25 protein-coding genes and 5 pseudogenes are annotated in these 26,530 nt (G+C 70.0%); 12 read left to right on the top strand and 18 right to left on the bottom strand.

Annotated features, from left to right (window positions below; genetic code table 11):
• The 5 genes and pseudogenes from Sri02f_RS29470 to Sri02f_RS29450 all read right to left on the bottom strand — a co-directional run.
• Positions 1 to 1,184 (bottom strand): IS701 family transposase (locus tag Sri02f_RS29470; RefSeq protein WP_109004377.1); only part of this gene is annotated, 1,184 nt, incomplete at its 3' end.
• Between the two features lie 116 nt (positions 1,185 to 1,300).
• Positions 1,301 to 2,176: a transposase gene (locus Sri02f_RS44365; RefSeq protein WP_445009692.1), complete on the bottom strand. Its 876-nt coding sequence runs from the start codon at positions 2,174 to 2,176 to the stop codon at positions 1,301 to 1,303.
• Between the two features lie 56 nt (positions 2,177 to 2,232).
• Positions 2,233 to 2,681, bottom strand: a pseudogene (locus tag Sri02f_RS29460) (ATP-binding cassette domain-containing protein); the annotation flags it as partial.
• A gap of 74 nt (positions 2,682 to 2,755) precedes the next feature.
• Positions 2,756 to 3,598, bottom strand: coding sequence for a DUF4097 family beta strand repeat-containing protein (locus tag Sri02f_RS29455; RefSeq protein WP_109004354.1), 843 nt, complete (start codon positions 3,596 to 3,598; stop codon positions 2,756 to 2,758).
• Between the two features lie 98 nt (positions 3,599 to 3,696).
• Positions 3,697 to 4,215 carry a toxin-antitoxin system HicB family antitoxin gene (locus Sri02f_RS29450; RefSeq protein WP_109004353.1) on the bottom strand — a complete coding sequence of 173 codons (519 nt, stop codon included), beginning with the start codon at positions 4,213 to 4,215 and terminating at the stop codon, positions 3,697 to 3,699.
• Positions 4,216 to 4,681: 466 nt separating this feature from the next.
• Between Sri02f_RS29450 and Sri02f_RS29445 the strand changes: the two genes are divergently transcribed.
• The 3 genes from Sri02f_RS29445 (at position 4,682) to Sri02f_RS44160 (ending at position 6,491) form a co-directional block, all read left to right on the top strand.
• The gene (locus Sri02f_RS29445) at positions 4,682 to 5,803 is read left to right on the top strand and encodes a PP2C family protein-serine/threonine phosphatase (RefSeq protein ID WP_109004352.1); all 1,122 of its coding nucleotides are present in this window, start codon (positions 4,682 to 4,684) and stop codon (positions 5,801 to 5,803) included.
• Positions 5,804 to 6,090: 287 nt separating this feature from the next.
• Positions 6,091 to 6,342 carry a hypothetical protein gene (locus Sri02f_RS43130; RefSeq protein ID WP_245970858.1) on the top strand — a complete coding sequence of 84 codons (252 nt, stop codon included), beginning with the start codon at positions 6,091 to 6,093 and terminating at the stop codon, positions 6,340 to 6,342.
• The gene (locus Sri02f_RS44160; protein ID WP_359443172.1) at positions 6,288 to 6,491 is read left to right on the top strand and encodes a three-helix bundle dimerization domain-containing protein; all 204 of its coding nucleotides are present in this window, start codon (positions 6,288 to 6,290) and stop codon (positions 6,489 to 6,491) included. Before Sri02f_RS43130 ends, Sri02f_RS44160 begins: the two co-directional genes overlap by 55 nt.
• Here Sri02f_RS44160 and Sri02f_RS29440 read toward each other — a convergent pair.
• The 3 genes and pseudogenes from Sri02f_RS29440 to Sri02f_RS29430 form a co-directional block, all read right to left on the bottom strand.
• Positions 6,490 to 6,679, bottom strand: a pseudogene (locus tag Sri02f_RS29440) (XdhC family protein); the annotation flags it as partial. The gene Sri02f_RS44160 and the pseudogene Sri02f_RS29440 overlap by 2 nt on opposite strands.
• 171 nt (positions 6,680 to 6,850) lie before the next feature.
• On the bottom strand, positions 6,851 to 7,264 hold the full coding sequence (locus Sri02f_RS29435; RefSeq protein ID WP_109004351.1) for a (R)-mandelonitrile lyase: 414 nt from the start codon (positions 7,262 to 7,264) through the stop codon (positions 6,851 to 6,853).
• A gap of 36 nt (positions 7,265 to 7,300) precedes the next feature.
• A pseudogene (locus tag Sri02f_RS29430) lies at positions 7,301 to 8,067 on the bottom strand (glucose 1-dehydrogenase).
• Positions 8,068 to 8,275: 208 nt separating this feature from the next.
• Between Sri02f_RS29430 and Sri02f_RS41390 the strand changes: the two are divergent.
• A complete protein-coding gene (locus tag Sri02f_RS41390) occupies positions 8,276 to 8,461 on the top strand; it encodes a hypothetical protein (protein ID WP_159106798.1) in 186 nt (61 codons plus the stop codon).
• Positions 8,462 to 8,603: 142 nt separating this feature from the next.
• Here Sri02f_RS41390 and Sri02f_RS29425 read toward each other — a convergent pair whose 3' ends face one another.
• From Sri02f_RS29425 to Sri02f_RS29410, 4 genes and pseudogenes are all read right to left on the bottom strand, one after another.
• Complete coding sequence (locus Sri02f_RS29425) at positions 8,604 to 8,897, bottom strand: DUF1330 domain-containing protein (RefSeq protein WP_109004350.1); 294 nt, start codon at positions 8,895 to 8,897, stop codon at positions 8,604 to 8,606.
• Positions 8,898 to 8,929: 32 nt separating this feature from the next.
• The gene (locus tag Sri02f_RS29420; RefSeq protein WP_109004349.1) at positions 8,930 to 10,369 is read right to left on the bottom strand and encodes an MFS transporter; all 1,440 of its coding nucleotides are present in this window, start codon (positions 10,367 to 10,369) and stop codon (positions 8,930 to 8,932) included.
• The gene (locus Sri02f_RS29415; RefSeq protein ID WP_109004348.1) at positions 10,366 to 10,728 is read right to left on the bottom strand and encodes a MarR family winged helix-turn-helix transcriptional regulator; all 363 of its coding nucleotides are present in this window, start codon (positions 10,726 to 10,728) and stop codon (positions 10,366 to 10,368) included. Before Sri02f_RS29415 ends, Sri02f_RS29420 begins: the two co-directional genes overlap by 4 nt.
• 334 nt (positions 10,729 to 11,062) lie before the next feature.
• A pseudogene (locus tag Sri02f_RS29410) lies at positions 11,063 to 11,425 on the bottom strand (zinc-binding dehydrogenase); the annotation flags it as partial.
• A 67-nt stretch (positions 11,426 to 11,492) separates the two neighbouring features.
• On the opposite strand from Sri02f_RS29410, the gene Sri02f_RS29405 reads away from it, so the two are divergent.
• Positions 11,493 to 11,735: a hypothetical protein gene (locus tag Sri02f_RS29405; RefSeq protein ID WP_245970855.1), complete on the top strand. Its 243-nt coding sequence runs from the start codon at positions 11,493 to 11,495 to the stop codon at positions 11,733 to 11,735.
• A gap of 273 nt (positions 11,736 to 12,008) precedes the next feature.
• On the opposite strand, the pseudogene Sri02f_RS29400 reads toward Sri02f_RS29405, so the two are convergent.
• Positions 12,009 to 12,800, bottom strand: a pseudogene (locus Sri02f_RS29400) (LLM class flavin-dependent oxidoreductase); the annotation flags it as partial.
• A gap of 125 nt (positions 12,801 to 12,925) precedes the next feature.
• Here Sri02f_RS29400 and Sri02f_RS29395 point away from each other — a divergent pair.
• The 5 genes from Sri02f_RS29395 to Sri02f_RS29375 all read left to right on the top strand — a co-directional run bounded on the left by Sri02f_RS29395 (position 12,926) and on the right by Sri02f_RS29375 (position 17,663).
• Positions 12,926 to 14,281, top strand: coding sequence for a diacylglycerol/lipid kinase family protein (locus Sri02f_RS29395; protein WP_109004347.1), 1,356 nt, complete (start codon positions 12,926 to 12,928; stop codon positions 14,279 to 14,281).
• 128 nt (positions 14,282 to 14,409) lie between these two features.
• On the top strand, positions 14,410 to 14,982 hold the full coding sequence (locus tag Sri02f_RS29390) for a potassium channel family protein (RefSeq protein WP_109004346.1): 573 nt from the start codon (positions 14,410 to 14,412) through the stop codon (positions 14,980 to 14,982).
• Between the two features lie 150 nt (positions 14,983 to 15,132).
• A complete protein-coding gene (locus tag Sri02f_RS29385; protein ID WP_109004345.1) occupies positions 15,133 to 15,390 on the top strand; it encodes a hypothetical protein in 258 nt (85 codons plus the stop codon).
• A 225-nt stretch (positions 15,391 to 15,615) separates the two neighbouring features.
• Positions 15,616 to 17,232 (top strand): MFS transporter, encoded by a 1,617-nt coding sequence (locus tag Sri02f_RS29380; RefSeq protein ID WP_109004344.1) that lies wholly within the window; start codon positions 15,616 to 15,618, stop codon positions 17,230 to 17,232.
• Between the two features lie 140 nt (positions 17,233 to 17,372).
• The gene (locus tag Sri02f_RS29375; protein WP_109004343.1) at positions 17,373 to 17,663 is read left to right on the top strand and encodes a hypothetical protein; all 291 of its coding nucleotides are present in this window, start codon (positions 17,373 to 17,375) and stop codon (positions 17,661 to 17,663) included.
• Positions 17,664 to 17,804: 141 nt separating this feature from the next.
• Here Sri02f_RS29375 and Sri02f_RS29370 read toward each other — a convergent pair whose 3' ends face one another.
• The 5 genes from Sri02f_RS29370 to Sri02f_RS29350 form a co-directional block, all read right to left on the bottom strand.
• The gene (locus tag Sri02f_RS29370; protein WP_109004342.1) at positions 17,805 to 18,473 is read right to left on the bottom strand and encodes a potassium-transporting ATPase subunit C; all 669 of its coding nucleotides are present in this window, start codon (positions 18,471 to 18,473) and stop codon (positions 17,805 to 17,807) included.
• A gap of 5 nt (positions 18,474 to 18,478) precedes the next feature.
• Positions 18,479 to 20,611, bottom strand: a complete 2,133-nt coding sequence (kdpB, locus tag Sri02f_RS29365; protein ID WP_174855724.1) for a potassium-transporting ATPase subunit KdpB — start codon at positions 20,609 to 20,611, stop codon at positions 18,479 to 18,481.
• The gene (gene kdpA, locus Sri02f_RS29360; RefSeq protein WP_109004340.1) at positions 20,608 to 22,272 is read right to left on the bottom strand and encodes a potassium-transporting ATPase subunit KdpA; all 1,665 of its coding nucleotides are present in this window, start codon (positions 22,270 to 22,272) and stop codon (positions 20,608 to 20,610) included. The genes kdpB and kdpA overlap by 4 nt, the downstream gene beginning before the upstream one ends.
• Before the next feature lie 5 nt (positions 22,273 to 22,277).
• The gene (gene kdpF / locus Sri02f_RS29355) at positions 22,278 to 22,367 is read right to left on the bottom strand and encodes a K(+)-transporting ATPase subunit F (RefSeq protein ID WP_109004339.1); all 90 of its coding nucleotides are present in this window, start codon (positions 22,365 to 22,367) and stop codon (positions 22,278 to 22,280) included.
• Positions 22,368 to 23,018: 651 nt separating this feature from the next.
• A complete protein-coding gene (locus tag Sri02f_RS29350; protein WP_109004338.1) occupies positions 23,019 to 23,843 on the bottom strand; it encodes a FadR/GntR family transcriptional regulator in 825 nt (274 codons plus the stop codon).
• Positions 23,844 to 24,219: 376 nt separating this feature from the next.
• Here Sri02f_RS29350 and Sri02f_RS29345 point away from each other — a divergent pair, with 376 nt between their 5' ends.
• Together Sri02f_RS29345 and Sri02f_RS29340 are read left to right on the top strand one after the other, a co-directional pair.
• Positions 24,220 to 25,581 (top strand): ABC transporter substrate-binding protein, encoded by a 1,362-nt coding sequence (locus Sri02f_RS29345; RefSeq protein WP_109004337.1) that lies wholly within the window; start codon positions 24,220 to 24,222, stop codon positions 25,579 to 25,581.
• Positions 25,578 to 26,492, top strand: a complete 915-nt coding sequence (locus Sri02f_RS29340) for a carbohydrate ABC transporter permease (RefSeq protein WP_109004336.1) — start codon at positions 25,578 to 25,580, stop codon at positions 26,490 to 26,492. Before Sri02f_RS29345 ends, Sri02f_RS29340 begins: the two co-directional genes overlap by 4 nt.
• Positions 26,493 to 26,530 lie beyond the last annotated feature (38 nt).

Below are 26,530 nucleotides of genomic sequence, written 5' to 3'. Positions count from 1 at the left end.
GCGGCGGTGACCAGGGTGACGTGGTGGTGCCACCCCGCCCAGGAACGCCCTTCGAAGTGGTCCAGGCCGAGGCCGTGTTTGAGTTCCCGGTAGTCGTGCTCGATGCGCCAGCGGATCTTCGCCAGGCGGACCAGTTCGGCCACCGGGGTGCCGGCGGGCAGGTTCGACAGCCAGTAGTCGGTGGGTGTTTCGGCGCCTTCGGGCCATTCGACCAACAGCGTGACCTCGGGCAGGACACCGTTCCACAAGCCGTCCTGCGCGGTGGCGGCGGCCTGGGCCAGACGGCGGGCCCGGACCCCGGCCGGCCGCACCCGCAGTGCCAGAAAGCGTGAGTGCATCGGCCCGCGGGAGCCTTCCCGCCAGGTCACCTCGGTGAAGGCCGGCCGCCCTTGGCCAGCGGCCAGTTCGGCCACCGAGCACGGCTTGTCCCGGTAGCGGGGCTGTGGCTTGCGGCCGTTGCCCGACCACGGCGGCGTGACCGGCTCGGCGTCGCAGCAGTGGACGGTGACATCCGAACGCACTGCCACGACGTAGCCGATGCCTCGGCCGGTCAGGCCGTCGCGGAAGTCGGCGTTCTGCCCGTAGCCGGCGTCGGCCACCACCACCGGCGGCACCAGACCCCACCCGGCCAGTTCGTCGAGGGTGTCCAGGGCCAGGCGCCACTTCTCGCGATGCCCGGTCTCTTCGGGGATCCCCGTCTTGCGCCGGCGTACGGGATCGTCCGCCCACTCCTGGGGCACGAACAGCCGCCACTGCAGCGGGACGGACGCGGCGTCGGTGACCGCGTGCACGCTCACCGCCACCTGGCAGTTGGCCTGTTTGCCCAGTGCACCGCAGTACTGGTGAGCGACGGCGACCGACATCTTCCCGTCCTTGGGGAACGATACGTCGTCGATGGCCCAGGCATCCGGGCCGATCAGCGGCACCATCCGTTCCGCGATCCGCCGCCGCACCGGCACCGGATCCCAGGTGGACTGGTTCACGAACTGCTGCAGGTTCTGCTCGTTGCCGTCCGGCAGCCGCGCAGCCATGGCCTGGATGGACTTGCGGCGACCGTCCGTCATCAGTCCCCGCAGATAGCAGTTGCCCTTGGCCCGCTGGTCCTTGCGCGGCACCGAGGCGAACACATCAGCCACGAACAACGCCAACTTCGCCCGAGCACGGTTCACTTCATGTGCGTCCACACACCCACCATGCCGCCGAACACCACCGACAGAAAGACCTAACGGAGTCCTACTAGAAGGCCGATGAAGATCTTGGTGAGGGACTGTCCAGCCGTCAGGCCGGGCAGCCCCTTCGGTCATGTGCCGGCGGGTGCGAGGTGCCAGGTGCCGCTGGTGTGGGTGAGTCCGAGGTTGATCAGTCGGCGGAGGTTGAGGCCGGCGGCTCGGGTGTGGAGCCAGGTGTCGTTCTTGATGGTGCCGCGGTAGCGCAGGCGCCGGTTGCCGTGGTGGACGAGCCAGGCGACGGCGCGTTCGACCGGTGGTCGCCAGCGGCGGTAGTCGGCCTGCCAGCCGGGATCGGTGGCGGCCTGGTGGCGGGCGGCTGCTTGGAGGTCGTGGTGGGGGCGGATGGTCAGGATGCGTCCGGCCCTGGCTTTGGTGCACCGCTCGCGCAGGTGGCATCCGGCGCATGAATCCCCGAAAGAGGCTTTGCGTTGGTGGTGCTGCCCGCCGGGGTCGGACAGTGCCACGGTGTGTCCGGCCGGGCAGGTCACGGTCGCGGTGGTGGTGTCGATGGCGAAGTCGTCGAGGGTGAAGCCGCCGGGGACGGCGGGCCGCAGCGGTGCGGGCTTGAGGAACAGCCGGTGTCCGGCCCGGTCCAGGGCCCGGCGGGCGTCACCGGTGGAGTAGGCGGTGTCACCGAAGGCGTCCACCGGGGTGTCCTCCTCGGCGAGCAGCTCAAGACCCACTGCGGCCTCATGGTGCTCGGGCCCGGCGCCGGGCCGCAGGGCGACGGCGGTGTATAACCCGGTCTCGGGCTCGATGGCCAGATGGGCCTTGAACCCGTCCTGCTGGTGGCTGCGGGTCTTGTGGACGTGCCGGGCTTCCGGATCGACGGTGGAGACCATGCGGCCCGGGGCGGTGCCCCGGGTGATACGCCAGCGTCCGTCACGGCCGTCGGAGTCCTCGGCGGGCTCGACGTCTTGTCCTGCGACCAGGGCCAGGATGCCCACCGCGTTCGCGGCTTTCTCGCCGAGTTGCTGGTCGGGCAGGTGGCCCAGCAGCCGCAGCGCGTCACCGACCAGCGCGTCGACCAGCTCGGCGCGGGCCTGCTCGTCGTTCCAGGCGATCTTCGGTTTAAGATGATCCGCAGGCCGCCGACCAGCGTCATGGCGATGTCGAGGCGGCTCTTCATGCCGCCGGAATAGGTGGAGGCGGGCTTCGTCGCGGCCTCGGTCAAGTCGAAATGCTCGAGCAGCTCGCAGGTGATCAGCCCGTCGACGGCGGAGAACTGCCCGGTGACGCCGACCGCGGCGCGCACGCCGTCCGGTGACGCGGCGACGTCGTGGTCCGCGACCCGGGCCTGCCCGCCGTCGGCGGTGATGAGCGTGGAAAGGACTTCACGACAGTGGTCTTGCCGGCGCCGTTGGGCCCGAGCAGCGCGAACACCGACCCGGCCGGAATGTGCTGATGCACGACCGTCATTTTTCTGGATGTGGGCATGACATATGAAGTCATGTGGCCCTCCTGCGAGAAGGCCAAGTGGCGGGGGACGCGAGGTGGGGTGGTGCGGGGGTGGGGTCCGTCGACGGTCAGGCCTTGGCCCGGACGATGTCGATATTGCCCCAGTTGGTCCTGGCGTGGACCTTGACGGCGTCTCCGGTCTGCTCCGGCGCCTCGGACGCGGCGAGCGCGTTGCGTACCTGCCCGCGGTTGGAGCTGACGTCGAGCCAGGCGGCCGCGCCCTCGCGGATGCCTACCTCGATGGAGCCGTTGGAGGTTTCCAACTGGACGCTGCCGCGGGCGACTTCGGCGACGCGAAGGAGGCCGTTGGTGGTGGTGCCGGTGACCGACGCCTCGGCGCGCCTGATGTCGATGGCGCCGTTGGCACCCCTCAACCGCAGCTCGCCGGTCACGGCGCCCACGGTCATGGTGCCGTGCGAGTTCTTCAGGACGGCGGGACCGTCGACGAGGCCGACGCGCACATCGCCGGTGCTGCTGGTGATCTCGGCCCTGCCTTCGACCCGGTCGACGACGGTCGAGCCGTGCGACGCCTTCAGCTGCAGCGGTCCGGTGGCGTCGAGGCGGACGTCGCCGGCCGAGGTCGTCACCCGGACCTCGCCGAGCCGGCCCTCGCCGAGCACCCTGGCCCCGGCGCCGGTCACGTCGATGTGCGAGCCCGTGGGCAGCTCCACCGTCACGTCGACGGTGCCGCCACGCCCGAGCAGATTGGCCTTGGGAGTGGTCAGGGTCAGGGTGCCGCCCGCATAGGCGACCTCGGTCTGGTCGGCCGTCCGTACGTCCAGGTCCTTCTTCGGGTCGCGGGGCCGCACCTCGACGACGGTGTCGAGGCGGTCGCCCGCGGTGAACTGGATGGAGCCGGCGTACACGTAGGCGGTGACCGAGATCGGTTCGGGAGTCTCGAAAGAAGGCATGGCTGTCCCGTTCTCTTGGGTCTTCGGGCCGTCCCCGCTGGTGGGACGTGGTGTGGGCGCTGTGCTTGATCTCTTTCGGGGTGCGGGCCGGGACGCGGCTAGCGCACCCAGCCAGTGAAGCTCTGTCCGACGCTCTGCGCCTTCTCCGTCGTACGCGGCCGGGTGCCGCCGTCGACCGCGGCCGACACGGCGCGCACCAGCCACGCGTTGACCGACAGGCCCTCGCGGCTCGCGGCCTCCTCGGCGCGGGCCTTGAGGTGGGCCGGCAGGCGCAGGTTGACGCGGGCGGTGCCGCCTTCGTCGACCTCGGGTGGGGCCGGGGCGTTGAGCGGTTCGACGGGCGCGGTCGGCTCCGCGGGGGCGCCGCCATAGGTGGGAGGCGGCGTGACCACGAAGTCGGGGTCGAGCCCGCGCAGCCGTACGTCGACCGAACCGGGGGCGAGTTCACGCGTGATCTCGTCCATCGCGGCGGAGAGCACGTTGAGCATGGTCAGCCGGGTCGCCGACTCCAGGGGAGCGGTGAGCCTCTCGGCCAGCTCGCGGGCTTCGTCACCGCCGGCTTCGGCAGCCACCGCAAGTTCGCGGCGGAGGGTATCGACGTACGGAGTCAGGTCCATGACGCCATAATGGCACCATTATGACTCACTACACAAGCCGCCTGGCACCACTGGCGCCAAACCCAGGCCCGACCGCTCACAGCAAGACACTCGAACCGGGAGGACCTCATGGCGTCCACCTGGGTGATCATGGTGCTGCGCGCACGCATGCGCTTCGTAAGCCGCAGAATGGCGCCTGGTGGCACCGGACGGCACCGAGCGGCACCATCCGACGTCACGTGACGCCATAGGGTGCCAGGTGGGGTCTCAAGGAGGGGTACGAGGCGTCGCGGTCGGGCCCGCCTGGCCAGGGCCTCCGTGTGGTCATGGCTCGAAGGGCCCTCTTCGCGCGCCCACCCTCAAGATGTGGCCGCGGCCGGCAGGTCGTGCGCCGGATCACGCGGATCGGGATGATCATGCGCATACGGATGCGGCCCAGGGCGGCTCAGCAGGAGCGCTGAGCCGCGATGGGGTGTATCCAGAACCTATGGGTCCTGGACGCCTCACCGCTCATCGTTGGTCGCGGGAGCCACGTCTTGTGCTGCTGGCGGTGCCGATCGCTCTGATCGCGCTGGTCACGGCGGTCGACATCCTGGCTCCGGCCAGTGTCCACCTCGGGCCGTTCCTGGTCGCCGCGCCCGCTGTCACAGCGTCGTTCGCAGGCCCCCGGCTGACCGCATGCGTCGGCGCGCTCGCCGTCCTGGCCCAGGTCGTGGTCGCGGCGGTGCGCACCAGCCTCGTCGACCTGAACCACTCCTTCCAGGTGATCACCCTGATCCTGATGTCGGCGTTCGCGACCGCCTTCGCCGCACGGCGGGAACGTCATGAAAGGCAGCTGACCGCTCTGCGCTCGGTGGCGACGGCCGCTCAAGAGGTGGTGCTCAAGCCGCTTCCCCAGCGGATCGGTCCGTTACGCATCGCCTCGATCTACCTGGCCGCCCAATCCGAGGCGCAGATCGGCGGCGACCTGTATGCGGCCGCCCGCACGGAGCGAGGCACCCGGATCATCATCGGCGACGTCAGGGGAAAGGGCCTGGAAGCGGTCGGGGACGCCGCTCTGCTTCTCGGCGCGTTCCGGGGAGCCGCGCACCGGCAGGCCGACCTGCCCGCACTGGTCACGTTCCTGGAGGGAACCGTCTCCTCGGACCTGGACGACCCCGCGGCCCCCGAGATCGAGACCGAGGATCGCGGCGAGGCGTTCATCACCGCCGCCGTGATGGATATCCCGGACGACGAGCCGGTCCTTCACCTGATCAACTGCGGTCACCCCCCGCCCCTGCTGCTGCGCGGCGGCCACGCCGGTCTGCTCGAAACGCGCCACCCGGCACCGCCTCTGGGCCTCACCGAATTCGTGGAAACAGACCTCTCCGCAGAGACCTTCGCCTTCGAGCCCGGTGACATCGCCCTTCTCTACACGGACGGTGTCATCGAAGCCCGCGACCAGGGCGGTACGTTCTATCCGCTTGCGGAACGGGTGATCGGCAAGGCCGCCAAAGGGCCCGCCGCTCTCCTGGCCCACCTGCGCAAGGACCTGCTGCGTCACGTCGGCGGCCATCTGGGCGACGACGCCGCCATGGTGGCGATCGAACGCGTGCCACGGCCTTGGTGAAGGGCGCGAGCGCCGTGCCATGGCCAGGGTGCGGGCCGCCGCCCACCGCCGTCCGGTCGCCCGTGGAGACCTGCGTACCCGCACTCACCCCGTAACCCCCCGTGTCCGCATCCGGACAATCGCACGCTGCGGATCGGTTATGTACTCGCCGCTTTCTGGTGGCCGTGTGGTGAGCGGGGTATGACGGGCACATGGCGTTGGCCGCGCGTGCCCCCCACACAAATGGGGACTTGGCCCGACCTCGCCGGGGTCGAGCCGAGCTGCGGTACCGGTCGTGCGGTCAGTCGGTGACGCTGCGCATCGACGCCACGGCGGACGTCGACCTGCTGATCACCCTGGTCAGCCTCGCTCTCCAGACCCATCAAGCGTGGCCGGTTCCCGGTGATGCCCGCCCGCCCCCTGCAATGATCATCAGAGCGCGGCGGATCCGCGCGAGGGCAGCGGAATCTGAATCTGAGAAGCACCCTTCCAGGCAGGTGGCACAGTGGCTGACACGGCGCGCGAAGACGACGCCATCCGCGGAATCGTTGAACGCCTGACGACCTCTTTCAGCACGACCCACAGTCCGGCCGAGGTCCGAGAAGTCGTCTCCAGGGTCCATTCATCCTTCACGGATAGACCTGTCCGCGAATTCGTCCCCGTGCTGGTCGAGCGCAGGGCGCGGGTCATCCTCAACGCTTCCGGCTGACACCCGCGTCGCGCAGGAGGCGAAGGCGCTCGTCGTGGGTGCGGCGGGAGTCCATGGCCCCCACGTAGGCGACGGGCAGGTCGAGTGCCACGCAGCAGGGGGATGTCGAACTTGGCGTCGTGCGTGAGGACGCGGATGGCGGTGCGCTCGTCCACGCTCGTGCGCTCCAGGTAGCGATGGGGCCAGTCGCCGAGGAGGTGCCGCCCGCGTCGCTCACCACGTCGGCGGCCGTGGCGGTCCGATCTCTGGTCCGAGCAGTCGGCGACACGGCCCTCCCCAGGACGTCGTGACGTCCCGAGTGAGCCCCGGACGGCTGTGACGTCCTGAGTGAGCCCCGGACGCTCGACCGGTGGGCCGGGCTACTGGCTGCGGGTGCGGTGGCCGTTGTACTGCTGGTCGGTGACCGGCTCGGCCCAAGTGGTCTCGGAGGTTCCTTCGCCTGTGCCCTCCCACAGGGCGATGTGCTCCATGAACCGGTCGGGAGCGGCGCCGTGCCAGTGTTCCTCGTCCGGCGGACACACGACGGTCTCACCGGGGTGGGCCTCGAAGACGGTGCCGTCCCGGGTGCCGATCAGGGCGATGCCGGAAACGACGTGCAGGGTCTGGCCCACGGCGTGGGAATGCCAGTTGGTGCGGGCGCCCGGCGAGAAGCGGACCAGGTTGGCGCGCATGCGGGACGGCTCCTGGCCGGCCACGATGACGTCCCACCAGACATCGCCGGTGAACCAGTCCGCCGGGGCCTTGCTGCTGGGCTGCTGCTCGATGAATTCCATGGTGTCTCTCCGTTCTCCTTCATGCCTGGGCTGTCTTCAGCGGGCGACGTAGCCGCCGTCCACGGGGAGGGCGACGCCGATGACGAAGCCCGCCCCCGGGCTGCACAGCCACAGGACGGCCTGGGCGATTTCCTCAGCGGTGCCGAGCCGGTTGACGGGCTGGCCGGCCTCGGCCTCGGCGCGGTCGAGCTCGCCCTTGGCGATCATGTCCCTGACCATGGGGGTGTCGATGGTGCCGGAGCAGATGGCGTTGACGCGGATGCCGCGCGGGGCGTACTCGAGGGCGGCACTGGTGGTCAGGCCGATGACGCCGTGTTTGGAGGCGTGGTAGGAGGCGCGGCCGGGGAGGCCGACGAGGCCGCAGAGGGAGGAGCAGTCGACGATGGCTCCGCCGCCCTGGGCGCGCATGTGCCGCAGTTCGTGCTTCATGCAGGCCCACACGCCGCGGAGGTTGACGGCGTTGACGCGGTCGAACCGTTCGGCGGGCTCGTCGGCGGCGTCACTGGGCGGGATCTGGATGCCGGCGTTGTTGTAGGCCATGTCCAGGCGGCCGAAGGTCTCCACCGTGCGGTCGACGGTGGCAGCGACCTGGTTCTCGTCACTGACGTCACACGTGAGGCGAGGACCTGGCGGCCCGCGTCGGTGAGTTCCCCCGCGGCCGCGTTCAGGGCCGCTTCGTCGATGTCGGTGAGGGCGACGGCGGCCCCGGACGCGGCGAACGCGCGGGCGGTCGCCAGACCCATACCGGCCCCGGCACCGGTGACGAGAGCGACCCGGCCGGTGAAGTCGTACGTGGGATTCACGTGGTGTCACCCCTTCAGGTGGGCAGATGTGGCGGCACGGCTGAAGTCGGAGGTGTCTCGATGAGATGCGGCGACGCGACGACGAGGACAGGCGCGAAAAGCGGAGAAAAGTATCCTGGGAGGGAAACATCCAGGGAGGAAATCCTTGCTCCTTACGCAGGTGCTGTCGGTGTCATCCTGGGAAGCATGACCGCCAACCTTCCCCTCGATGAGCTGGGAGAATTCCTCACGAAGCGCCGCTCCTTGCGTCTGTGTCTGCGTCTGCGTGTGCGTCTGCGTGTGCGTCTGCGTGTGCGTCTGCGTCCACGGTGTCCTCGGCGCGCTGTACGAGGCGGTCGGACTGGGGTTCGTCGTCGCCCGCTGCCTCGCCGCCGGTTTCACGGCGTCGTCCTGACCTCCAACGCGGCCTCGCCCCACCCCATGTGGCGAACGGGGGACCGAGGCGGGTCAACTCCCGTATCACCGCGAGCCGAACTCGACCCGAAGGCTGGTACGGCCGGGCTCCGAGCTTCAGTGAAGATGCGACTGGACCTCGGTCAGTCGATGCCTTCGACGATGCGGAAGTCGCGCTCGACGCCGTCGGAGAGGGCGTCGAGCGCCTCCTGGTAGGCCGCACTCTCGCGCGCCGCGACGGCCTGTTCAAAGCTGTCGAACTCGATCAGGACGGTGCGCTCGGCGATGCCGGCGTCATACGCCACGACCCGGCTGCCACGGGAGAGGACCCGACCGCCCCCGGCCTTGACGGCCGCAGGGGCCAGCTTGTTGTAAGCAGCCAGCTTCTCAGGGTCGGAAATGGTGCGGTAGACGCTGACCCAGTAGCCCTTGGGCATGGAACCTCCAGTGTGGGATGAGTGCATCTGACTTACGGGTTGGTGTCGGACGAGCGTCGGCGGGCGAGAGCGAGGCTTGTCAGCGTCGTGATCGCCATGGCGCCGATGCCGACCAGCGCCGCGGTGGTGTAGGCGCTGTCGTCGGGGAAGAGGTGGCCGGGGCCGGTGCCCGCGGCGAGGATCAGGCCGCCGAGGGCGCTGCCCAGGGAGTACCCGACGCTGCGGACGACGTAGTTGAAGCTCATGGCGCTCGACGTCTCGCTCTTGGGGGTGACGGCCAGGATGACGCCGGGCATCGCGGCCGAGAAGCCGCCGACGCCGAAGCCGAGCACGCCCATCGCGGCGAACAGCTCCGCCAGGTCCGACCGGGCCCCCGCGAACAGGGCGAACCCGCCGCCGACCACGACGGCGCTGCCGGCCAGGAGCAGGGGGTTCGCGATCCGCGTCCGGACCCGCGGCGTGAGCTTGCCGGCGGCGAACCCCAGCACCGAGAACGGGATGAGGACCAGCCCGGCGACGAAGGTCGTCAGCCCGAAGCCGTAGCCGGCGCCGTGCGGCGTCTGCGCGTACCGGGTGAGGAGCGTGAGCAGGAGGTACATGCCGATCCCGCCGACGAACATGGCGAGGTTCGCCCCGGCGACCGCCGGGTGCCGCACCGCCCGCACATCGACCAGGGGCGCCGTGCTGCGCAGCTCGATGACGGCCCAGCCGCAGAGCAGCAGCACCGCGACGACGGCGAGGCCCGCCGCCACGGCGAGGTGCCGGCTCCACAGATCCCGTTCGCCGGCGAGGAACAGCACCAGGAGCAGCGCGGCGGCCAGGACGGCCGCGCCTGCCACGTCCACGTGGGCGGAGCGGCCTTCGGGGGCTTCGGGCATGGAGCGCCACGCGGTCAGGAGGGCGGCGGCGGTGACGACCAGGCCGAGGCCGTAGGCGGCCCGTACCCCGCCGAGCTCGGCGAGCAGTGCGGCCAGCGGGTAGCCGACGCCGGCCCCGATGATCGAGACCACCGAGATCAGGGCGATCACGGCCGCGCTGCGCTCCTCGGGGAGGTGGTCCCGGGCCACGCCCATCATCAGCGCCGTCAGCCCGAGCCCGACGCCCTGGGCCGCCCTCCCGGCCAGCAGCCACGCGAACGGCAGCGGCAGCGGCAGCACGGTGAGCGCGCTGCCGGCGACGACGACCGCCAGCGTGGCGAGGATCGTGGCCCGCCGGTGCGGGCCGGCTCCGAGCCGGCCAAGGACCGGCGTGGCGACGGCACCGCTGAGCAGCGCGACGGTCAGCGTCCACTGCGCGCTGCCGAGCGAGACGTGGAACGAGGTCGCCACGCTGGTGATGAGCGGCGTGCCGAGGCTGGCGACCGCCGCCACGACCAGAGCGATGAACATCAGGGCGGGGACCAGCAGCCGCGCCTCGGAACGCGCCGCCGGGAACGCCTTCACCGCGGCCCCGCCGACCGGCTGCCCGGTCACCGCTCAGGCCCTTCGCGCTCCTGGCTTTCGAGCTCTGCCAGATGCTTCAGCGCCGGAAGGGCCGCCACCAGCGCCTCGACCTCGTCGCCGGTGAGCTCGCCGATCAACCGCTCGAACGCGTGGACGCCCGCCTGGCGCCGCGTCCGGACATAGGAGGCGCCGGCCTCGGTCAGGCACACCAGCGTGACCCGCTTGTCGGACGCGTCGCCCCGCCGCTCGACCAGGCCGGATCCCTCCATCACCCGGACCAGGGCGGTCATCGCGGGCTGGGTGACGCCCTCGACCGCGGCCAGATCGGTGATGCGCCGCGGGCCGGTCCGGTCCAGGGTGGCCAGGGTGGCGGCGGACGTCAGGCTCATGTCCCGGGGCAGGCGTCTCGCCGCCCTGGTGGCCAGGCCGTAGAGGGCTGCCCCGATGGCGGCGGACGCGCCAGGAGCGGCGTCGTGACGACTCATGCTCAAAGCATAACACTTTTATATTCATAGCTTATGTAAATGACGGACCGGCGCGGGCGGCCTCGACCGCCGGGAGCCGGTGACGTCGCGGTGCGCTGCCGCATCGGCTTCACATACGCCCTCGGCCTGGAGCGGGAAGACCCCGGCTGCCACCACAGGGGTGTGCACGCTCGCCTGCGGACGCGCACCACCAGGAGGCGGTTCGGTCGCCGTCCGGGGAGCGGCCGGCTCGGCGCTCTCACGCGTTGTCGGGCGCCATCGAGACCACGACCTTGCCCGCCTTGGTGCGGCCCTGCTCGACGTACGCCATCGCCTCGAGCGTCCGGTCGAACGGGAAGGTCCGGTCAATGACGGGGCGGAGCTCCCCGCTGTCGTAGAGGGCGGCGAGCTTGCGCAGCTGTGAGCCGTTGGCCTGCATGAAGAAGAACTCGTAGCGGACGCCCAGCGACTTGGCCTGCTTGCGGACCTTGCGGCTGAGGGTGTTCATGATCAGACCCATGAACGAAGGGGCGCCGAGCTGCTTGGCGAACCCGGCGTCCGGCGGACCGACGACGCTGACGGCCAGGCCGCCGGGCTTCAGCACGGTCAGCGACTTCTCCAGCCATGGTGGCGCTCCTTGCGAGGGGGTCGCGCCCGTGTTCGGTGCGCGGCGAGGTTGGTGCGCCGTGATGACGCTGCCCAAGTACGTGATCACACCCAAGGGCATGGACCTGGTGCCCGCCGTGATGGGGCTCCTGCAGTGGGGCGACCGCTACCGTGCGGACCCGGAAGGACCGGCCACGCTGACACGACACCGCGGATGCGGCGCCCACGTCCACGCCCAGATCCGCTGCTCGGAAGGCCGCCCCGTCCAGGCCGACGACGTCGAAAGCATCCCCGGCCCCGGGTTCCGCGTGAAACCGGCCCAGTGAGATCTGACGACGCCGTCGCTCAGCCGCCCTTCGAGCGGCTCCTGGCTGTTCCGGCAGAAGAATCCGTGCGGCGTGCCCGACCGGAGCATCGCCGCAGCGGCATATCGAGAGGACGCGCCGAGCCGTACGTTCCGGGCGATCACCCTGCGGTTGTCGGGCCGGGCGGCCGACAGCATCGGCGCCCCCGGCCGGCCTGAACCCGGGGCCCCGTGGGTGGCGCCGCCTCGTGGCAGCCCTCCTCCGCGGACTGCCGTGTCGCCAACGCGCCGCCGCCTCGTCCTCGATGTCGCGGACCGGTTGGACGGCCCGGCCCAGCGTGGCGACCCGGGCATCGAGGGTCTCCCCGGCGGGATAGAAGCGAACGGTGTCGACGCCGGCATCGCGCCACACGCGCAACCGCTCGCCCACCATGTCCTCGGTTCCGATCAGCGTGGTCGCCAGCACCATCTCGTCGGTGACCAGACCGGCCGCGCCGTCCCGGTCCCCGGCCTGCCAGCGTGTCCGCACCTCGGCCGCCACGTCGGCCCAACCCTGGCGGCCGTAGGCGCTGTTGTAGTAGTCCGTGGTCGCGGAGCCCATGCCGCCCAGACTGAAGGCCAGCTCCTTCTTGCGTCCGGCCACCACCGCGCGCAGCTCGTCCTCGTCGTCGACGAAGGCGACCTCGGCGCCCTGGCAGATGTCGAGGTCCGCACGCCTTCGACCGGCCGCGGCGAGCCCCGCGTCCAGGTGATCGAAGTACGCCTCCTCGGCGCCCTCGGGCACGAAGCTGGTGCCCCACCAGCCGTCGGCGATCTCCCCGGTCAACTGGAGCATCTTCGGCGAGAGGGTCGCCGGGTAGACGGGGATGTCGTGCTCGGCACGCATCGACAGGCGCATCGGCTTCGCCTCCCCGGGCAGCGGGATCTGGAACTCCCGGCCCAGGTGGGAGACCTTCTCCCCCGAGGCGGCCTGTCGCACGATCTCGACGGTCTCGCGCATCCGGGACAGCGGCCGGGCGAACGGTACGCCGTGCAGTCCTTCGATCACCTGCGGCCCGGAGGGGTCGAGCCCGAGGAGGAAACGCCCCTGGGTTCCGGGATCCGGAATCGGTCGCCCTCTCCGTGTCACCCGTAAATCGCCCGTTTCGGGTGATGCCGGTTCGCGCGGGCTGCGGTGCGATGAGGCAGGAACGTCCGCACATGGGAGGTCGCATGATGACGAACGCGGCGGCGCGCGCGAGGAGAGGCCTGGCTCCGCGCTGGGCCGCGCGCCTGGCCCTCGTCGTGGGAGCGGCGGCGGTGGCGGTTCTGCTGTTGTTCGCCGGGCTCCGGAGCCTTCTGCTCGTGGCGGTGGCGCTGGCCGGGCTGGTGATCGCGGCTGCGGGCGTGTGGTGGGCGCTGGCGCGCACCGGCCCGGCCAGGGCGCTGGCCGTCCTCCTTGCCTGTGCCGCGCCGATCGCTGTCGTCGTCCTTTACGCGGTGGCCGGGCTGCTGTGGGTCGCGCTCGGCTCGCTCGCTCTCTGGATGCTGGCCGTCACGTGCGGTAGAGCCGCGCTCGCCGGCGTCCGCGGACCGGCGACCGCCCGGGAACGCTCGGTCGCCGCTCCCCGGCGGCCGTTCCTCATCATGAACCCGCGCTCGGGCGGCGGGAAGGTCGGCGCGTTCCACCTGGAGGAGAAGGCGAAGGCCCTCGGCGCGCAGGTCGTCGTCCTGGACCCGGACCATCGCCAGGACGTCGCCGCGCTCGCCCGGCGGGCCGCCGACGAGGGCGCAGACCTGCTCGGCGTCGCCGGCGGCGACGGCACCCAGGCCCTGGTCGCGGGAGTGGCGGCGGAGCGCGGCCTTCCCTTCCTGGTGATCTCCGCCGGCACCCGCAACCACTTCGCCCTCGACCTCGGCCTGGACCGCGACGACCCCTCCCGCTGCCTGGACGCGCTCACCGACGGCGTCGAACTCCGCATCGACCTGGGCTGCATCGGTGACCGCATCTTCGTCAACAACGCCTCCTTCGGCGCCTACGCGACCATCGTCCAGAGTCCCGCGTACCGCGACGACAAGGCCCGCACCGCCCTTCAGCTCCTCCCGGACCTGCTGACCCACCACAGCGGCCCGCGCCTCACCGTCCGCGCGCGGGGCACGGCGACGGTCATCGAGGCGCCGCAGGCGGTACTGGTGAGCAACAACCCCTACGGGACGGACGACCCGGCGGGGCTGGGCCGTCGCGAGCGGCTGGACTCCGGCGTCCTCGGGGTACTCGGCATCAAGGTCGACAATGCCGCACAGGCAGCGGGGATGCTCCGGGGCAAACACTCACCCGGCCTCGCCTCGCTCACCGCCCAGGACGTCGTCGTGGACGCCGACGCACCCAGCGTGCCCGTGGGCGTCGACGGCGAGGCCCTCGTCCTGCCGACCCCGGTCCACTGCCGGATCGAGCCGCGCGCCCTGCGCGTACGCGTGCCCCGCCACCGTCCCGGTGTCACCCGTGCCCGACCTCCCATGAACTGGCGCCGGGTGGGACAGCTGGCACGGACGATGGGACGGACCGCTGTGGGGCATCACCACGGCTGACCCCCCGATGCGAGGGGGGCTGCCCCCCCACGTGCGGGAACGAGAGCGAGCCGCGGCTTCGCACTCCCTCCGCCGCCCGCCGGCCCGGGCCGACGCGCAGCAGCTTCCCGCGAGCCGAGGAGAAGCACATGACCGATCCGGATCCTCCCCACAGCGACGACCCGGCAAGCCGGACGGAGCGGATGTCCGGACCGGCCCGCCGCCAGACGGTGCTCGCGATGCTGCGAACGGTCGTGACCGCGACCGGGCTCGTCTTCGGGTACTACCTGCTGCCCATGGACGAGGGCTTCTCAGGTGGCTCGGCGGCCGGCATCGTCCTGGGCCTGATGGCCATGCTGGCGCTCTTCGCCTGGCAGGTCCGCACGATCACCCGCTCCCCCTCCCCGCGTCTGCGGGCCGTCGAGAGCCTCGCCGCCACTCTCCCGCTCTTCCTGCTGCTCTTCGCGGCGGCCTACTACCTGCTCGAGCGCAGCACGCACGGCAGCTTCAGCGAGCCCCTCACGAGGACCGACTCCCTGTACTTCACCCTCACCGTGTTCAGCACGGTCGGATTCGGCGACATCACCGCCGACACGCAGACGGCACGCATCCTCACGATGGTCCAGATCACCGGCAACATCCTGCTCGTCGGCGTGGCCGCCAAGGTGGTGGCCGGCGCGGTCCAGACCGGTCTGCGCCGCAAGCAGAACAGCGACAGGTAGGGGGTGGGCGTCAGAGGGTGGAGGCAGGGGGTGGGAGCCGGGTGCCCGGGGACAGGGCCTCGGCGCTCCGCGTCGGCGTCCGATGAAGTGACTGTTTCCTGCCTCGCACCTGATCAGTGAGGAGATCGTTGATTCGGCAGGAGGTGCGTGATGGGGCATTGGGTACACCGGTTCTCCGGGCGTCCGGGCCTGGAGGACCAGGTGCGCATCGGGCAGGAGGACGCTCCGGAGCCCGTTGTGCTGCGTGAGCGTCCCGGCGAGCTGGGGGTCGTCGACGGGTATGTGCGTGAGCTCCTCGACGAGGAAATGCTGGTGGCCCGTCTGCGGTGGGTGGCCGGCGGCGATCCGGAGCGGGTGGCAGCGGCATGCGCCAGGGGGCGGACGGCGGAGAGACTGACGCAGTCATGATCGGCCTGACGCAGTCATCGGCGCCGTGACTGACGCCGTCGTGATCGGCGCCGTGCCGGCCTGCTGCCCACCGGCATCCGCCGCAGGAGTCCTCGAGCGGCGCCGGGCGGGCTGACCGAGCAGCCGCGGCTGCTCCATCGCCCATCCTCACCGCGTCACTGCCAGGCGGCTGACACGCGTGGCGGGTCGCAGGGTCGATATCGAATCAATCGCCACTATTCACCTATGGGACCAACTACAGACACTGCGGCAAAGTCGGCGACAGCCCGTCTCGTCCTGCTGACCCTCGCGGCAGGTCAGTTCCTGATGGCCCTCGACAGCTCGGTCATGAACGTGTCGATCGCGACCGTGGCCGAGGACGTGGACACGACGGTGACCGGGATCCAGGGAGCCATCACCGCCTACACCCTGGTGATGGCGATGTTCATGATCCCCGGCGGCAAGGTGGGCACCCTGATCGGCCGCAGGCGCGCGTTCATGATCGGCTGCGTCATCTACGGCTGCGGTTCCCTGACCACGGCACTCGCACCGAACCTGACCGTCCTGCTGATCGGCTGGTCCTTCCTCGAAGGGATCGGGGCCTCGCTCATCCTGCCCGCGATCGTGACGCTCGTGGCGAGCAACTTCACCGTCGAACGCCGTCCCGCCGCCTACGGACTCGTCGCCGCCGCGGGGGCCGTGGCGATCGCGCTGGGGCCGCTCATCGGGGGACTCGCGACCACCTACTTCTCCTGGCGCTGGGTCTTCGCCGGCGAGGTCGTCATGGTCCTCGGCATCCTGCTGCTCGCCCGCCGCATCGCCGACGCGCCGATCGGCGAACGCGCACGCGTCGATCTCGTCGGCACCGTGCTCTCCGCAGCCGGACTCGGCACCTTCGTCTACGGGGTGCTGCGCTCGGACGAGTGGGGGTGGTTCCAGCCGAAGCCCGACGCGCCCTCGTGGCTCGGGGTCTCGCTGGTCGTGTGGCTGATGCTGGCCGGCCTGCTGCTGATCTGGCTCTTCCTCCACTGGGAGGCCCGCGTGGTGAAGCAGCGCAGAGACCCGCTCGTCGACCCCGCCCTGCTGCAGAACAAGCAGCTCACCGGCGGCCTCACGATGTTCTTCTTCCAGTACCTGGTACAGATGGGCGTGTTCTTCGTCGTACCGCTCTATCTGTCGGTCGCCCTCGGCCTGTCCGCCCTCAAGACCGGTGTCCGCATCCTGCCCCTCTCGCTGACCCTGCTGGCCGCCGCGATCCTGATCCCCCGCCTGCGCTCGGACGCCTCGCCGCGCCGGGTGGTGCGGCTCGGGGTCCTCGCGCTGCTCGCCGGCGCGGTGGTCCTGATGGCCGCCCTCGACACCGACGCGGGCGGGGAGATCGTCACCATCCCCCTCCTGCTGATCGGTCTCGGCATGGGCGCACTGGCCTCCCAGCTCGGTTCGGTCACCGTGTCCGCGGTGCCGGAAGCGCAGAGCGCGGAAGTCGGCGGAGTCCAGAACGCCGTCACCAACCTCGGCGCCTCGATCGGCACGGCACTCGCGGGCTCCATCATGATCGCCGCGCTGACGACTTCGTTCCTCACCAGCGTCGAGGAGAATCCGGACGTCCCGGACCAGGTCAAGAGCCAGGCCAACGTCGAACTTCAGAGCGGCGCGCCCTTCCTGTCGGACGCTCAGCTCGAAGCAGCCCTCGATGACGCCCACGTGAGCGAAAAGGCGTCCCAGGCAGTGCTGGACACGAACACCGAAGCGCGGCTCGACGGCCTGCGCGCCTCACTGGCCGCCCTCGCACTCGCCGCTCTTGTCGCCCTGTTCTTCACCTCACGGATCCCGAAGACCCAGCCTGGCGGGCCAAAGCCGTAGCCACTGGCCGTCGGGGCTCGGCTCCACGGATCACGGCCTCCCGTGGTCAGTGGTCCCGTCGCACCACGAGCGGCGCACAGGACACCACGTTCGGTCCCCGCCAGGAGGCGGGTCTCCCTGCGACGTCCCATGATGGGTTCATGAGCCATCACCCTCACCAGTCCCAGCTGTTGGATGACCTGGACACCCGGCTCGTCAGAGCGGGAGCGGCGCTCACCGCGGTCGGCGTGGCGCTGGCATGTTCGGGCATGGCGCTCGCGGGCTTCGCCGTGTTCTCCGCCGGCCGGCGGAGAATCCATCGCATGGAAGTGCCCCCCACCGACCAGGCGGCCGAAAAGTGGCGGCAGGCCAAGGAGGCGTCCCGGGCGGGCATGCGGGCGTGGCAGGACGCGGCCGCAGGCGGTAATGGGGTGCCGCCGAGCGGGTCCTGATGCTCGCGTCCGTCCGGGACGTGGTTCGTCGCAGGGAGTTCCCTCCTGACGACCGCTGCGCCTCGGCCGTACGACACGTCACCCCCCCCCGGCGCCGGTCATGTCGATGTCCGAGCCCGCGGCGGATCTCGCCCGGCGCCGTCAGCTCTTCGCCAGAAGGTCCTTGAGCGCGATGTTGAGCGCCAGGACGTTCACCCGGGGCTCGCCGACGAAGCCCAGGGTGCGGCCGTCGGTGTGTTCGTCGACCAGCTTCTGGACCTGTACGACGGAGAGCCCGTTCCGTTCGGCGATCCGGTGGACCTGGATGTCCGCGTACCGGGGGGAGATGTCCGGGTCCAGCCCGGAGCCCGATGAGGTGACGGCGTCGGCGGGCACGTCCGAGGGGTTGACCTTGTAGCCGGGTGTCGAGTTGTCCTTGACGACGGCGGCCTTGGCGGCGCTCACCCAGTCGATGAGGTCCTTGTTGTCGGCGGACCGGTTGGTGGCGCCGGACAGGATCAGCTTGTACCGGGTGTTGACGGTGTTGGAGCCGAGGCCGTTCTGCGGGCGGCCCTGGAACCATCTCAGATCCGGCTCCGGGGTCTCCTGGCCCTTCTTGAGCGGCAGGTTGTACGACTGCCCGATCAGGGACGAGCCGACGACCTTGCCGTCCGCCTTGATCTCGGAGCCGTTCGCCTGGTCACTGAACAGCGCTTGGGCGATGCCGGTGACGACCAGCGGGTAGATGACACCGGTCACCAAGGTCAGCACGAGCAGGGCGCGCAGGCCCGCTCCGAGCAACCGGACGGTGCTGGTCACGGAGTTGTTCATGGCCTTCAGCCGATCCCGGGGATGAGAGAGATGAGCAGGTCGATGAGTTTGAGGCCGACGAAGGGGGCGATCAGGCCGCCGATGCCGTAGATCGTCAGGTTGCGCCGCAGCATCCTGTCCGCACTCACCGGCCGGTACTGCACGCCCCGCAGGGAGAGCGGGACCAGCGCGATGATGATCAGGGCGTTGAAGATGACGGCGGACAGGATCGCGGAGTCCGGTGAGGACAGTCGCATGACGTTGAGCTTGTCCAGGCCCGGGTAGACGGCCGCGAACAGCGCCGGGATGATCGCGAAGTACTTCGCGACGTCGTTGGCGATGGAGAACGTCGTGAGCGCGCCCCGGGTGATGAGGAGTTGCTTGCCGATCTCGACGATCTCGATCAGCTTGGTCGGGTTGGAGTCGAGGTCGACCATGTTGCCGGCCTCCTTCGCGGCCGACGTGCCCGTGTTCATCGCCACGCCGACGTCCGCCTGGGCGAGCGCGGGTGCGTCGTTGGTGCCGTCGCCGGTCATCGCGACGAGCTTGCCGCCCGCCTGTTCCCGTTTGATGAGCGCCATCTTGTCCTCGGGGGTGGCCTCCGCGAGGAAGTCGTCGACGCCCGCCTCTTCCGCGATGGCTTTCGCGGTCAGCGGGTTGTCACCGGTGATCATGACGGTCTTGATGCCCATGCGGCGCAGCTCGTCGAACCGCTCGCGCATGCCGTCCTTGACGACGTCCTTGAGGTGGATGACGCCCAACACCCTTGCTCCGTCCGTGTCTTCGACGGCCACGAGCAACGGCGTGCCGCCCGCCCCGGAGATCCGGTCCGTGAGGGCGCCGGCGTCCTCGGACACCTCGCCGCCCTGCTCGCGGACCCAGGCGACCACCGATCCCGCCGCGCCCTTGCGGATCCTGCGGCCGTCGACGTCGACGCCCGACATCCGGGTCTGGGCGGTGAAGGCGATCCACTCGGCACCGGTGAGCTCACCCTGGCCGCGCTCGCGCAGGGCGTACTTCTCCTTCGCCAGTACGACGACGGAGCGGCCTTCGGGCGTCTCGTCGGCCAGGGACGACAGCTGGGCCGCGTCGGCGAGTTCGGCTTCGGTGGCGCCGCTCACCGGCACGAACTCCGACGCCTGCCGGTTGCCGAGCGTGATGGTGCCCGTCTTGTCGAGCAGCAGGGTCGAGACGTCACCGGCGGCCTCGACGGCCCGGCCGGACATGGCCAGCACGTTGCGCTGCACCAGGCGGTCCATGCCGGCGATGCCGATCGCCGAGAGGAGGGCGCCGATGGTGGTCGGGATGAGGCAGACCAGCAGCGCCACCAGCACGACCGTCGTCAGATGCGTGCCGGCGTAGTCGGCGAACGGCGGCAGCGTGGCGACGGCCAGCAGGAAGACGATCGTCAGCGAGGCGAGCAGGATGTTCAGCGCGATCTCGTTCGGCGTCTTCTGCCGGGCCGCGCCCTCGACCAAATTGATCATCCGATCGATGAAGGTCTCGCCCGGCTTCGTCGTGATCCTGATGACGATCCGGTCGGAGAGAACCTTCGTGCCGCCGGTGACCGCGCTGCGGTCGCCGCCGGACTCACGGATGACGGGCGCCGACTCACCGGTGATCGCCGACTCGTCGACCGACGCGACTCCCTCCACGACATCACCGTCGCCCGCGATGACGTCGCCGGCCTCGCAGACGACCAGGTCGCCGATCCTCAACTCCGTACCGGGCACCCGCTCTTCGGTCTCCCCCACGAGCCGGCGCGCCACGGTGTCGGTCTTGGCCTTGCGCAGGGTGTCGGCCTGTGCCTTGCCGCGGCCCTCGGCTACCGCCTCGGCCAGGTTGGCGAAGACCACGGTCAGCCACAGCCAGGCGCTGATGGTCCAGCCGAACCAGTCGCCCGGGTCCTTGAAGGAGAAGACGGTGGTGAGCAGGGAGCCGATCCACACCACGAACATCACGGGCGACTTGACCATCACCCGCGGATCGAGCTTGCGGAACGCGTCCGGCAGGGACTTGAGCAGTTGCTTGGGATCGAAGAGGCCCGCTCCCACGCGGCCCTCGGCGGGCTTGTGCCCCGTGCGTACGTCGACGTGCGGCGCCCGGGTGGGGGTGGCTGTGGGCATCGAGTCCTCGTGCCTCTCTGTGCGCGTGGTCATGACGCCAGCCCCTCGGCCAGCGGGCCCAGCGCGAGGGCCGGGAAGTAGGTGAGCCCGGTGATGATGAGGATCGCGCCGACCAGCAGGCCCGTGAACAGCGGCTTCTCGGTGCGCAGGGTGCCCGCGGTGGCCGGGACCGGCTTCTGCTCGGCGAGCGAGCCGGCCAGCGCCAGCACGAACACCATCGGCAGGAAGCGGCCCAGCACCATGGCGAGCCCCAGCGTGCTGTTGAACCACTGGGTGTCGGCGTTCAGCCCGGCGAAGGCGGAGCCGTTGTTGTTACCGGCCGAGGTGTAGGCGTAGAGGATCTCGGAGAAGCCGTGCGCACCGGTGTTGGTCATGGAGTGCGCCGGGGTGGGCAGGGCCATCGCGGCGGCGGTGAAGACGAGCACCAGCGCCGGGGTGATGAGGATGTAGCAGGCGGCGAACTTGATCTCGCGGGTGCCGATCTTCTTGCCCAGGTACTCGGGCGTGCGGCCGACCATCAGGCCCGCGATGAACACGGCGATGACCGCCATGATCAGCATGCCGTAGAGACCGGAGCCGGTGCCGCCGGGCGCGATCTCGCCCAGCTGCATGCCCAGCATGGTGATCCCGCCGCCCAGACCGGTGAAGGAGGAGTGGAAGGAGTCGACGGCGCCGGTCGAGGTGAGCGTCGTCGACACCGCGAAGATCGACGAGGCGCCGACCCCGATGCGCGTCTCCTTGCCCTCCATCGCTCCCCCGGCGATCTGCGGCGCCGGGCCGTGGTGCGCGAACTCGGTCCACATCATCAGCGCGATGAAGCCGACCCAGATGGTGACCATGGTCGCGAGGATCGCGTAGCCCTGCTTGCGGGAGCCGACCATGATGCCGAAGGTGCGGGTCAGCGAGAACGGGATGACCAGCAGCAGGAAGATCTCGAAGAGGTTCGTGAACGGGGTCGGGTTCTCGAAGGGGTGGGCGCTGTTGGCGTTGAAGTAGCCGCCGCCGTTGGTCCCGATCTCCTTGATGGCCTCCTGCGAGGCCACCGCACCGCCGTTCCACTGCTGCTGCCCGCCCATGAACCGGCCGACCTCGTGGATGCCGGAGAAGTTCTGGATGACGCCGCACGCGACGAGCACGATCGCGGCGACGACGGAAAGCGGCAGCAGGACACGGACGGTCCCGCGGACCAGGTCCGACCAGAAGTTGCCCAGCTCGCCCGTGCGGGAGCGGGCGAATCCGCGCACCAGCGCGACCGCCACGGCGATACCGACCGCGGCCGACACGAAGTTCTGCACCGCCAGCCCGGCGGTCTGCACGACGTGGCCCATGGTCTGCTCGCCGTAGTAGGACTGCCAGTTGGTGTTGGTGACGAAGGACGCGGCGGTGTTGAACGCCTGGTCCGGGTCGATGGACTTGAAGCCGAGTGAGCCGGGCAGGTGGCCCTGGAACCGCTGGAGCAGGTAGAGGAAGAAGACCGAGACGGCCGAGAAGGCGAGGACGCCGCGCAGGTACGCGGGCCAGCGCATCTCGGTGTCCGGGTCGACGCCGATTCCCCGGTAGATCCACTTCTCGACGCGCCAGTGCTTGTCGGAGGAGTAGACCCTGGCCATGCAGGCGCCGAGGGGGACGTGGGCGAGCGCCAGGGCCGCTATGAGCGCGAGCAGCTGGAGCACGCCGGCGAGGACGGGATCCATGCCGCTCAGAACCTCTCCGGGAAGATCAGGGCGAGGACGAGATAGCCCAGCAGGGCGACGGCCACCAGCAGGCCGACGATGTTCTCGGCGGTCACAGCTTGGTCACCCCCTTGGCGACGAGGGCCACCGACGCGAACACCGCGATCGTGATGACGACGAAGGCCAGATCGGCCATCGCGAGCTCCTAGGACGGGAAAAGAGGTGCTGAAGAGAAGCGGACAGTTAGAGGAAACGCGCACCTGACCGGAATCGGCCGGCCGTTGACGACTCCCTGACGGCGGTCACCGCGCCTTTGACGGGACCCTTACGGCGGCTCGCGGGGGCCCGGGGATCCGCCGCGGGCCGAGCCTCTCGGCGATGCGGACGCAGGCGCGGCGCACCGCCACGTCTCGGTGTGGACTCACACCCACGAACAAACCCAACCAGCAAGTAACAGATTCTGGCTGCTGCAGCTCATGGCCGCTCCACTCGACGAGGAGATCGCCGCTCCGAACTTCCTTGTCCTGACCGGAATTCCCGCTGATATGCGTTCCTTTCCCTCTCACCTACCGAGCTTGGCTCCCGCGCCAATCAGTCAAGAATCAACAAAGCCGATCGCGGTCCTTGACGCCGCGAACCCGCCGCGCTTCTGATGGGTCCCCGCCGGGCACGAGAGATCGCCTTCGGCGAAGAGCCACGAACGGGGCGGCCGACTTCCCCACGTGACGCGGTCCGGCAACCGGAACCTCGACGGAGTGCGCAGCCCGTCAGCGCGCCCTGTGCGAGCCCGTGGGCCTGAACAGGCGCCGCTGGATCTCGCGCCGGTAGTCCTCCAGCGTCCTGTCGAGATGGGCTGCCATGGCCTTGGCCGCCTCCTCGGGGCGGCCGTCACGGATGGCCCGGGAGATCGCCTCGTGCTCCTCGACGGCCGCCTCGGTGTTCTCGCCGAGCGAGTCATGGATGCCGATGGCGCTGGACCGGCGCTGCAGACGTCGCGCGTCCCGCACGGCGCTGACGAGGAAGGTGTTGTGCGAGGCCGCGGACACGGCCAGGTGGAAGTCCTCGTCCGCCTGGTTGAAGACGTCGACCCGGCCGTCGACGAACCCGTGCCGGCACTGCTCCATGGCCAACTCGATGGTGCGCAGCTGCGAAGGAGTGGCGCGGGTTGCCGCCAGGCTGCCGGCGGCCATCTCCTGGACCCTGCGGAACTGGAACAGCATCAGCACGTGGTCGAGGTCGACGGGGCGGAAGAAGCCTCCCCAGCGACTGGTGGTGAGCATGCCTTCGTCGTCCGCGACGAACAGGCCCCTGCCCTTGTGGGCCCGTACACGGCCGAGCGCCGAGAGGATCTTCACGGCCTCCCGCACCACCGCCCTGCCGGTGTCCAGCCTCTGGGCCAGGTCGATCTCCGTGGGCAGCCGGTCACCCGCAGCCAGCCGGGACTCGGCGATGTATTCGAGGATCCGCTCCGCCACGATCTCGTAACCGGGCCGGTAGTCACGCCGCTCCTCGTCCGGGCCGTTCAGCGCAGCGGGCACAGGTGGAGGCACGTGAGCCGGCAAGGCCGCTCCGATCGCCGGCGTGTTGCCCATCCGCGCCGCCTCCTGGGTGACGACCGCGGCCCACGCGACTGACCCTGTGGAGCCGACGGCATCGTAACGCGGACAGATTATGAGTAGTACTCATTTTGGCCAAGATCCACGGTGCGCCCTCTGGCCTCTGAGAACATAAATGCCGATCAACGGCCAAAAGTACGGGCGATCACCGCCTCTCCGCCCTCGATCCACCGAGGGAAGGCCGTACACACCTCTTGACGGGCCCCTGATTAAGGCGGCTAATTTCTTTCAGGTCGACCACCGAAGAGCCGCCTTCGATGTCCGACGCCCGCCAGGGACGGCCCGACGTCGCCCCACGCCGGTCCTCCCCCCGGAACCGCTCGGGGCACCTGCGAACCCAGTGGAGTCACTCATGACCGTCAACAAGCCTGCGTCAAGCCCGAAGAGAGCGCTCGGCAAGAAGCGTGCGGCGTCGCTGGCCGGGTGCGCGGCGACGGTGTTGCTGACCATGACGGCCTGCGGCGGCGGCACCGCGGGTACGACCGCCAAGGACGGCTTCGCCCAGGCGCCGCAGAAGGACGGCGCGTTGACCGTCTGGGTGGACGCGACCCGCATGGACGCCGCGAAGCTGTACCAGCGGCAGCACCCGGACGTGAAGCTGGACATCGTCAGCTACGACGGCGACGCCAACGGCTCGAACTACCTCCAGACCAAGGTCCAGCTGTTCAACCGCACCCACAAGGGCTGGCCGGACGTCGTGTTCAGCTCGCAGAACAACGAGGCCTCCTGGGCCGTCGACGCGGGCTTCGCCGCCCCGCTCGACAAGGGCCTGGTCGCCCGGTCGACGCTGGGGCAGTTCGCCCGCGGCGCCAACGACGTCTGCACGGTCAAGGGCACGCTCTACTGCCTGCGCAACGACCTCTCCCAGGCAGTGCTCTGGTACAACGCTCCGCTGCTGAAGAGGTTCGGCTACACGGTGCCCACGACATGGGAGGAGTTCCAGGCGCTGGGCGAGAAGGTGGCCAAGGAGCACCCGGGTTATCTCGTGGGCGACGCCGGCGACTCCTTCACCCCCGAGATCTACCTGTGGGCGAGCAAGTGCGGCGCCAACCACATCACCGGCCCGAAGGCCGTGTCGGTGAACACCACCGGTGAGTCCTGCACCAGGATGGCCAAGCTCATGGACGCGCTGATCGAGAACAAGTCCATGTCCACCAGCGGTGTCTTCAGCACCGACTTCGGCAAGAACGAGGCCGACAAGGTCCTGCTCATGCCCGGTCCCGCCTGGTACGGCGGCGCGCTGTTCAAGGGCACCTTCAAGGCGCCTGCCAAGCAGATCGCCGCCGCGCCCGTCCCGCAGTGGCAGGGGGAGACCTCGCCGTCCACCGGCAACGTCGGCGGCGGCACCTGGCTGCTGTCACAGCACTCGACGCACATCAAGGCCGCGACCGACTTCCTGAAGTGGGTCACCACCGACGACGCCTACCAGGGCGCGAAGGCGCCGGGCTTCCCCGCGTACGCCCCGGCGGCCGAGACGTGGCTGAAGGGACAGGACGCCTCCGGCTACTTCGCCGGCGACCTGAGCGCCCTCAAGGCCGCCTCCTCCCAGGTATGGCCCGGCTGGGGCTCGGGCCGGTTCAGCCAGGAGGCGATCTGGGCGGCCACCGTCAAGCCGGGGCTGACGCAGGGCAAGAGCGTCGTGTCGATGCTGCCGGCCTGGCAGGACTCCATCGTCAAGTACGCCGAGTCCAACGGATACAAGGTCTCGCAGTGACCCTCACCCACTCCCCGGCCGGCTCTGCCACCCGGCGCCGTCGCGGCACCGCCCGGCAGAGCCGGGCCGGCATGGCCTTCGTCGCCGCCTACGCGGTCCTGCTGGTGGCCTTCGGCGTGCTTCCCACCGCTTACGCGGTCTACTTCGCCTTCACCGACGCCGGGGGCAAGGTCACCGGCTTCGCCAACTTCGTGACCGCGGGGCAGGACTTCCGCTTCCTGGACGCCGTCAGCCATGTCGCCGTCTACCTCGTCTTCTGGCTGCTGTCCCTGGTGGTGTTCGTGGTGGCCCTGGCGCTGCTGCTGCACCGCCTGGGCTCGGGTTCCGCGGGCAAGGCGCTGCGCTTCCTCTACTACATCCCCGGAGCGCTCGCCGGCGCCGCGAGTGTGCTGGTGTGGCTGTTCATGCTCGACCCGACGGTGAGTCCGGTCAGTTCGCTGCTGGGCGCGCTGGGGTTCCACACCTTCGGCGAGGTGATCGCGCCCGGCAACCTACCCGTGCTGTTCACGGTCATCGCGTTCTGGACCGGCGCGGGCGGCTGGATCGTCGTCATGTACGGAGCGCTCGACAACATCCCGACGGACGTGATGGAAGCCGCGCGCATCGACGGCGCGGGCGCCTGGCAGACCGCCTGGCACGTGCAGATCCCGATGTTGCGCAAGTGGATCGTGTACATGGTGATCCTGGCGTTCGCGGGCGGCGCCCAGCTGTTCGTCGAGCCGCAGTTGCTGTCCCTCGCCAGCGTGGGCGTCGCCGGACGCGACTACTCGCTCAACCAGCTGACGTACGACTTCGCCTTTCAGATGAACAACGTCAACGGCGCCGCCGCGGTCTCGGTGGAGCTCCTGGTGGTCAGTGTGTCGGCCGCCGCAGTCTTCGTCGCACGGTCGGGGTTCTTCGATGCCGAATAAGTCCTTCGCCGTCCCGGCCGCGGCCACCCCGCATGCGG

This window comes from Streptomyces rishiriensis (assembly GCF_003112535.1).
Taxonomy (GTDB): Bacteria; Actinomycetota; Actinomycetes; order Streptomycetales; family Streptomycetaceae; genus Streptomyces; species Streptomyces rishiriensis.
This window is presented reverse-complemented; position numbering and strand designations above follow the sequence as displayed.

What these genes read in the sequence shown, in the direction of transcription:
- Sri02f_RS29405 (WP_245970855.1), top strand. Translation starts at nt 11,493, where the DNA reads ATGACGCTGCCCAAGTACGTGATCACACCCAAGGGCATGGACCTGGTG.
- kdpA (WP_109004340.1), bottom strand. Translation starts at nt 22,272, where the DNA reads ATGGATCCCGTCCTCGCCGGCGTGCTCCAGCTGCTCGCGCTCATAGCG.
- Sri02f_RS29380 (WP_109004344.1), top strand. Translation starts at nt 15,616, where the DNA reads ATGGGACCAACTACAGACACTGCGGCAAAGTCGGCGACAGCCCGTCTC.
- Sri02f_RS29450 (WP_109004353.1), bottom strand. Translation starts at nt 4,215, where the DNA reads ATGGACCTGACTCCGTACGTCGATACCCTCCGCCGCGAACTTGCGGTG.
- Sri02f_RS29390 (WP_109004346.1), top strand. Translation starts at nt 14,410, where the DNA reads ATGACCGATCCGGATCCTCCCCACAGCGACGACCCGGCAAGCCGGACG.
- Sri02f_RS29385 (WP_109004345.1), top strand. Translation starts at nt 15,133, where the DNA reads ATGGGGCATTGGGTACACCGGTTCTCCGGGCGTCCGGGCCTGGAGGAC.
- Sri02f_RS29345 (WP_109004337.1), top strand. Translation starts at nt 24,220, where the DNA reads ATGACCGTCAACAAGCCTGCGTCAAGCCCGAAGAGAGCGCTCGGCAAG.
- Sri02f_RS29370 (WP_109004342.1), bottom strand. Translation starts at nt 18,473, where the DNA reads ATGAACAACTCCGTGACCAGCACCGTCCGGTTGCTCGGAGCGGGCCTG.
- Sri02f_RS29445 (WP_109004352.1), top strand. Translation starts at nt 4,682, where the DNA reads ATGGGTCCTGGACGCCTCACCGCTCATCGTTGGTCGCGGGAGCCACGT.
- Sri02f_RS29375 (WP_109004343.1), top strand. Translation starts at nt 17,373, where the DNA reads ATGAGCCATCACCCTCACCAGTCCCAGCTGTTGGATGACCTGGACACC.
- Sri02f_RS41390 (WP_159106798.1), top strand. Translation starts at nt 8,276, where the DNA reads ATGAGCTGGGAGAATTCCTCACGAAGCGCCGCTCCTTGCGTCTGTGTC.
- Sri02f_RS29415 (WP_109004348.1), bottom strand. Translation starts at nt 10,728, where the DNA reads ATGAGCCTGACGTCCGCCGCCACCCTGGCCACCCTGGACCGGACCGGC.
- kdpB (WP_174855724.1), bottom strand. Translation starts at nt 20,611, where the DNA reads ATGACCACGCGCACAGAGAGGCACGAGGACTCGATGCCCACAGCCACC.
- Sri02f_RS29350 (WP_109004338.1), bottom strand. Translation starts at nt 23,843, where the DNA reads ATGGGCAACACGCCGGCGATCGGAGCGGCCTTGCCGGCTCACGTGCCT.
- Sri02f_RS29455 (WP_109004354.1), bottom strand. Translation starts at nt 3,598, where the DNA reads ATGCCTTCTTTCGAGACTCCCGAACCGATCTCGGTCACCGCCTACGTG.
- Sri02f_RS29425 (WP_109004350.1), bottom strand. Translation starts at nt 8,897, where the DNA reads ATGCCCAAGGGCTACTGGGTCAGCGTCTACCGCACCATTTCCGACCCT.
- Sri02f_RS29395 (WP_109004347.1), top strand. Translation starts at nt 12,926, where the DNA reads ATGATGACGAACGCGGCGGCGCGCGCGAGGAGAGGCCTGGCTCCGCGC.
- Sri02f_RS29435 (WP_109004351.1), bottom strand. Translation starts at nt 7,264, where the DNA reads ATGGAATTCATCGAGCAGCAGCCCAGCAGCAAGGCCCCGGCGGACTGG.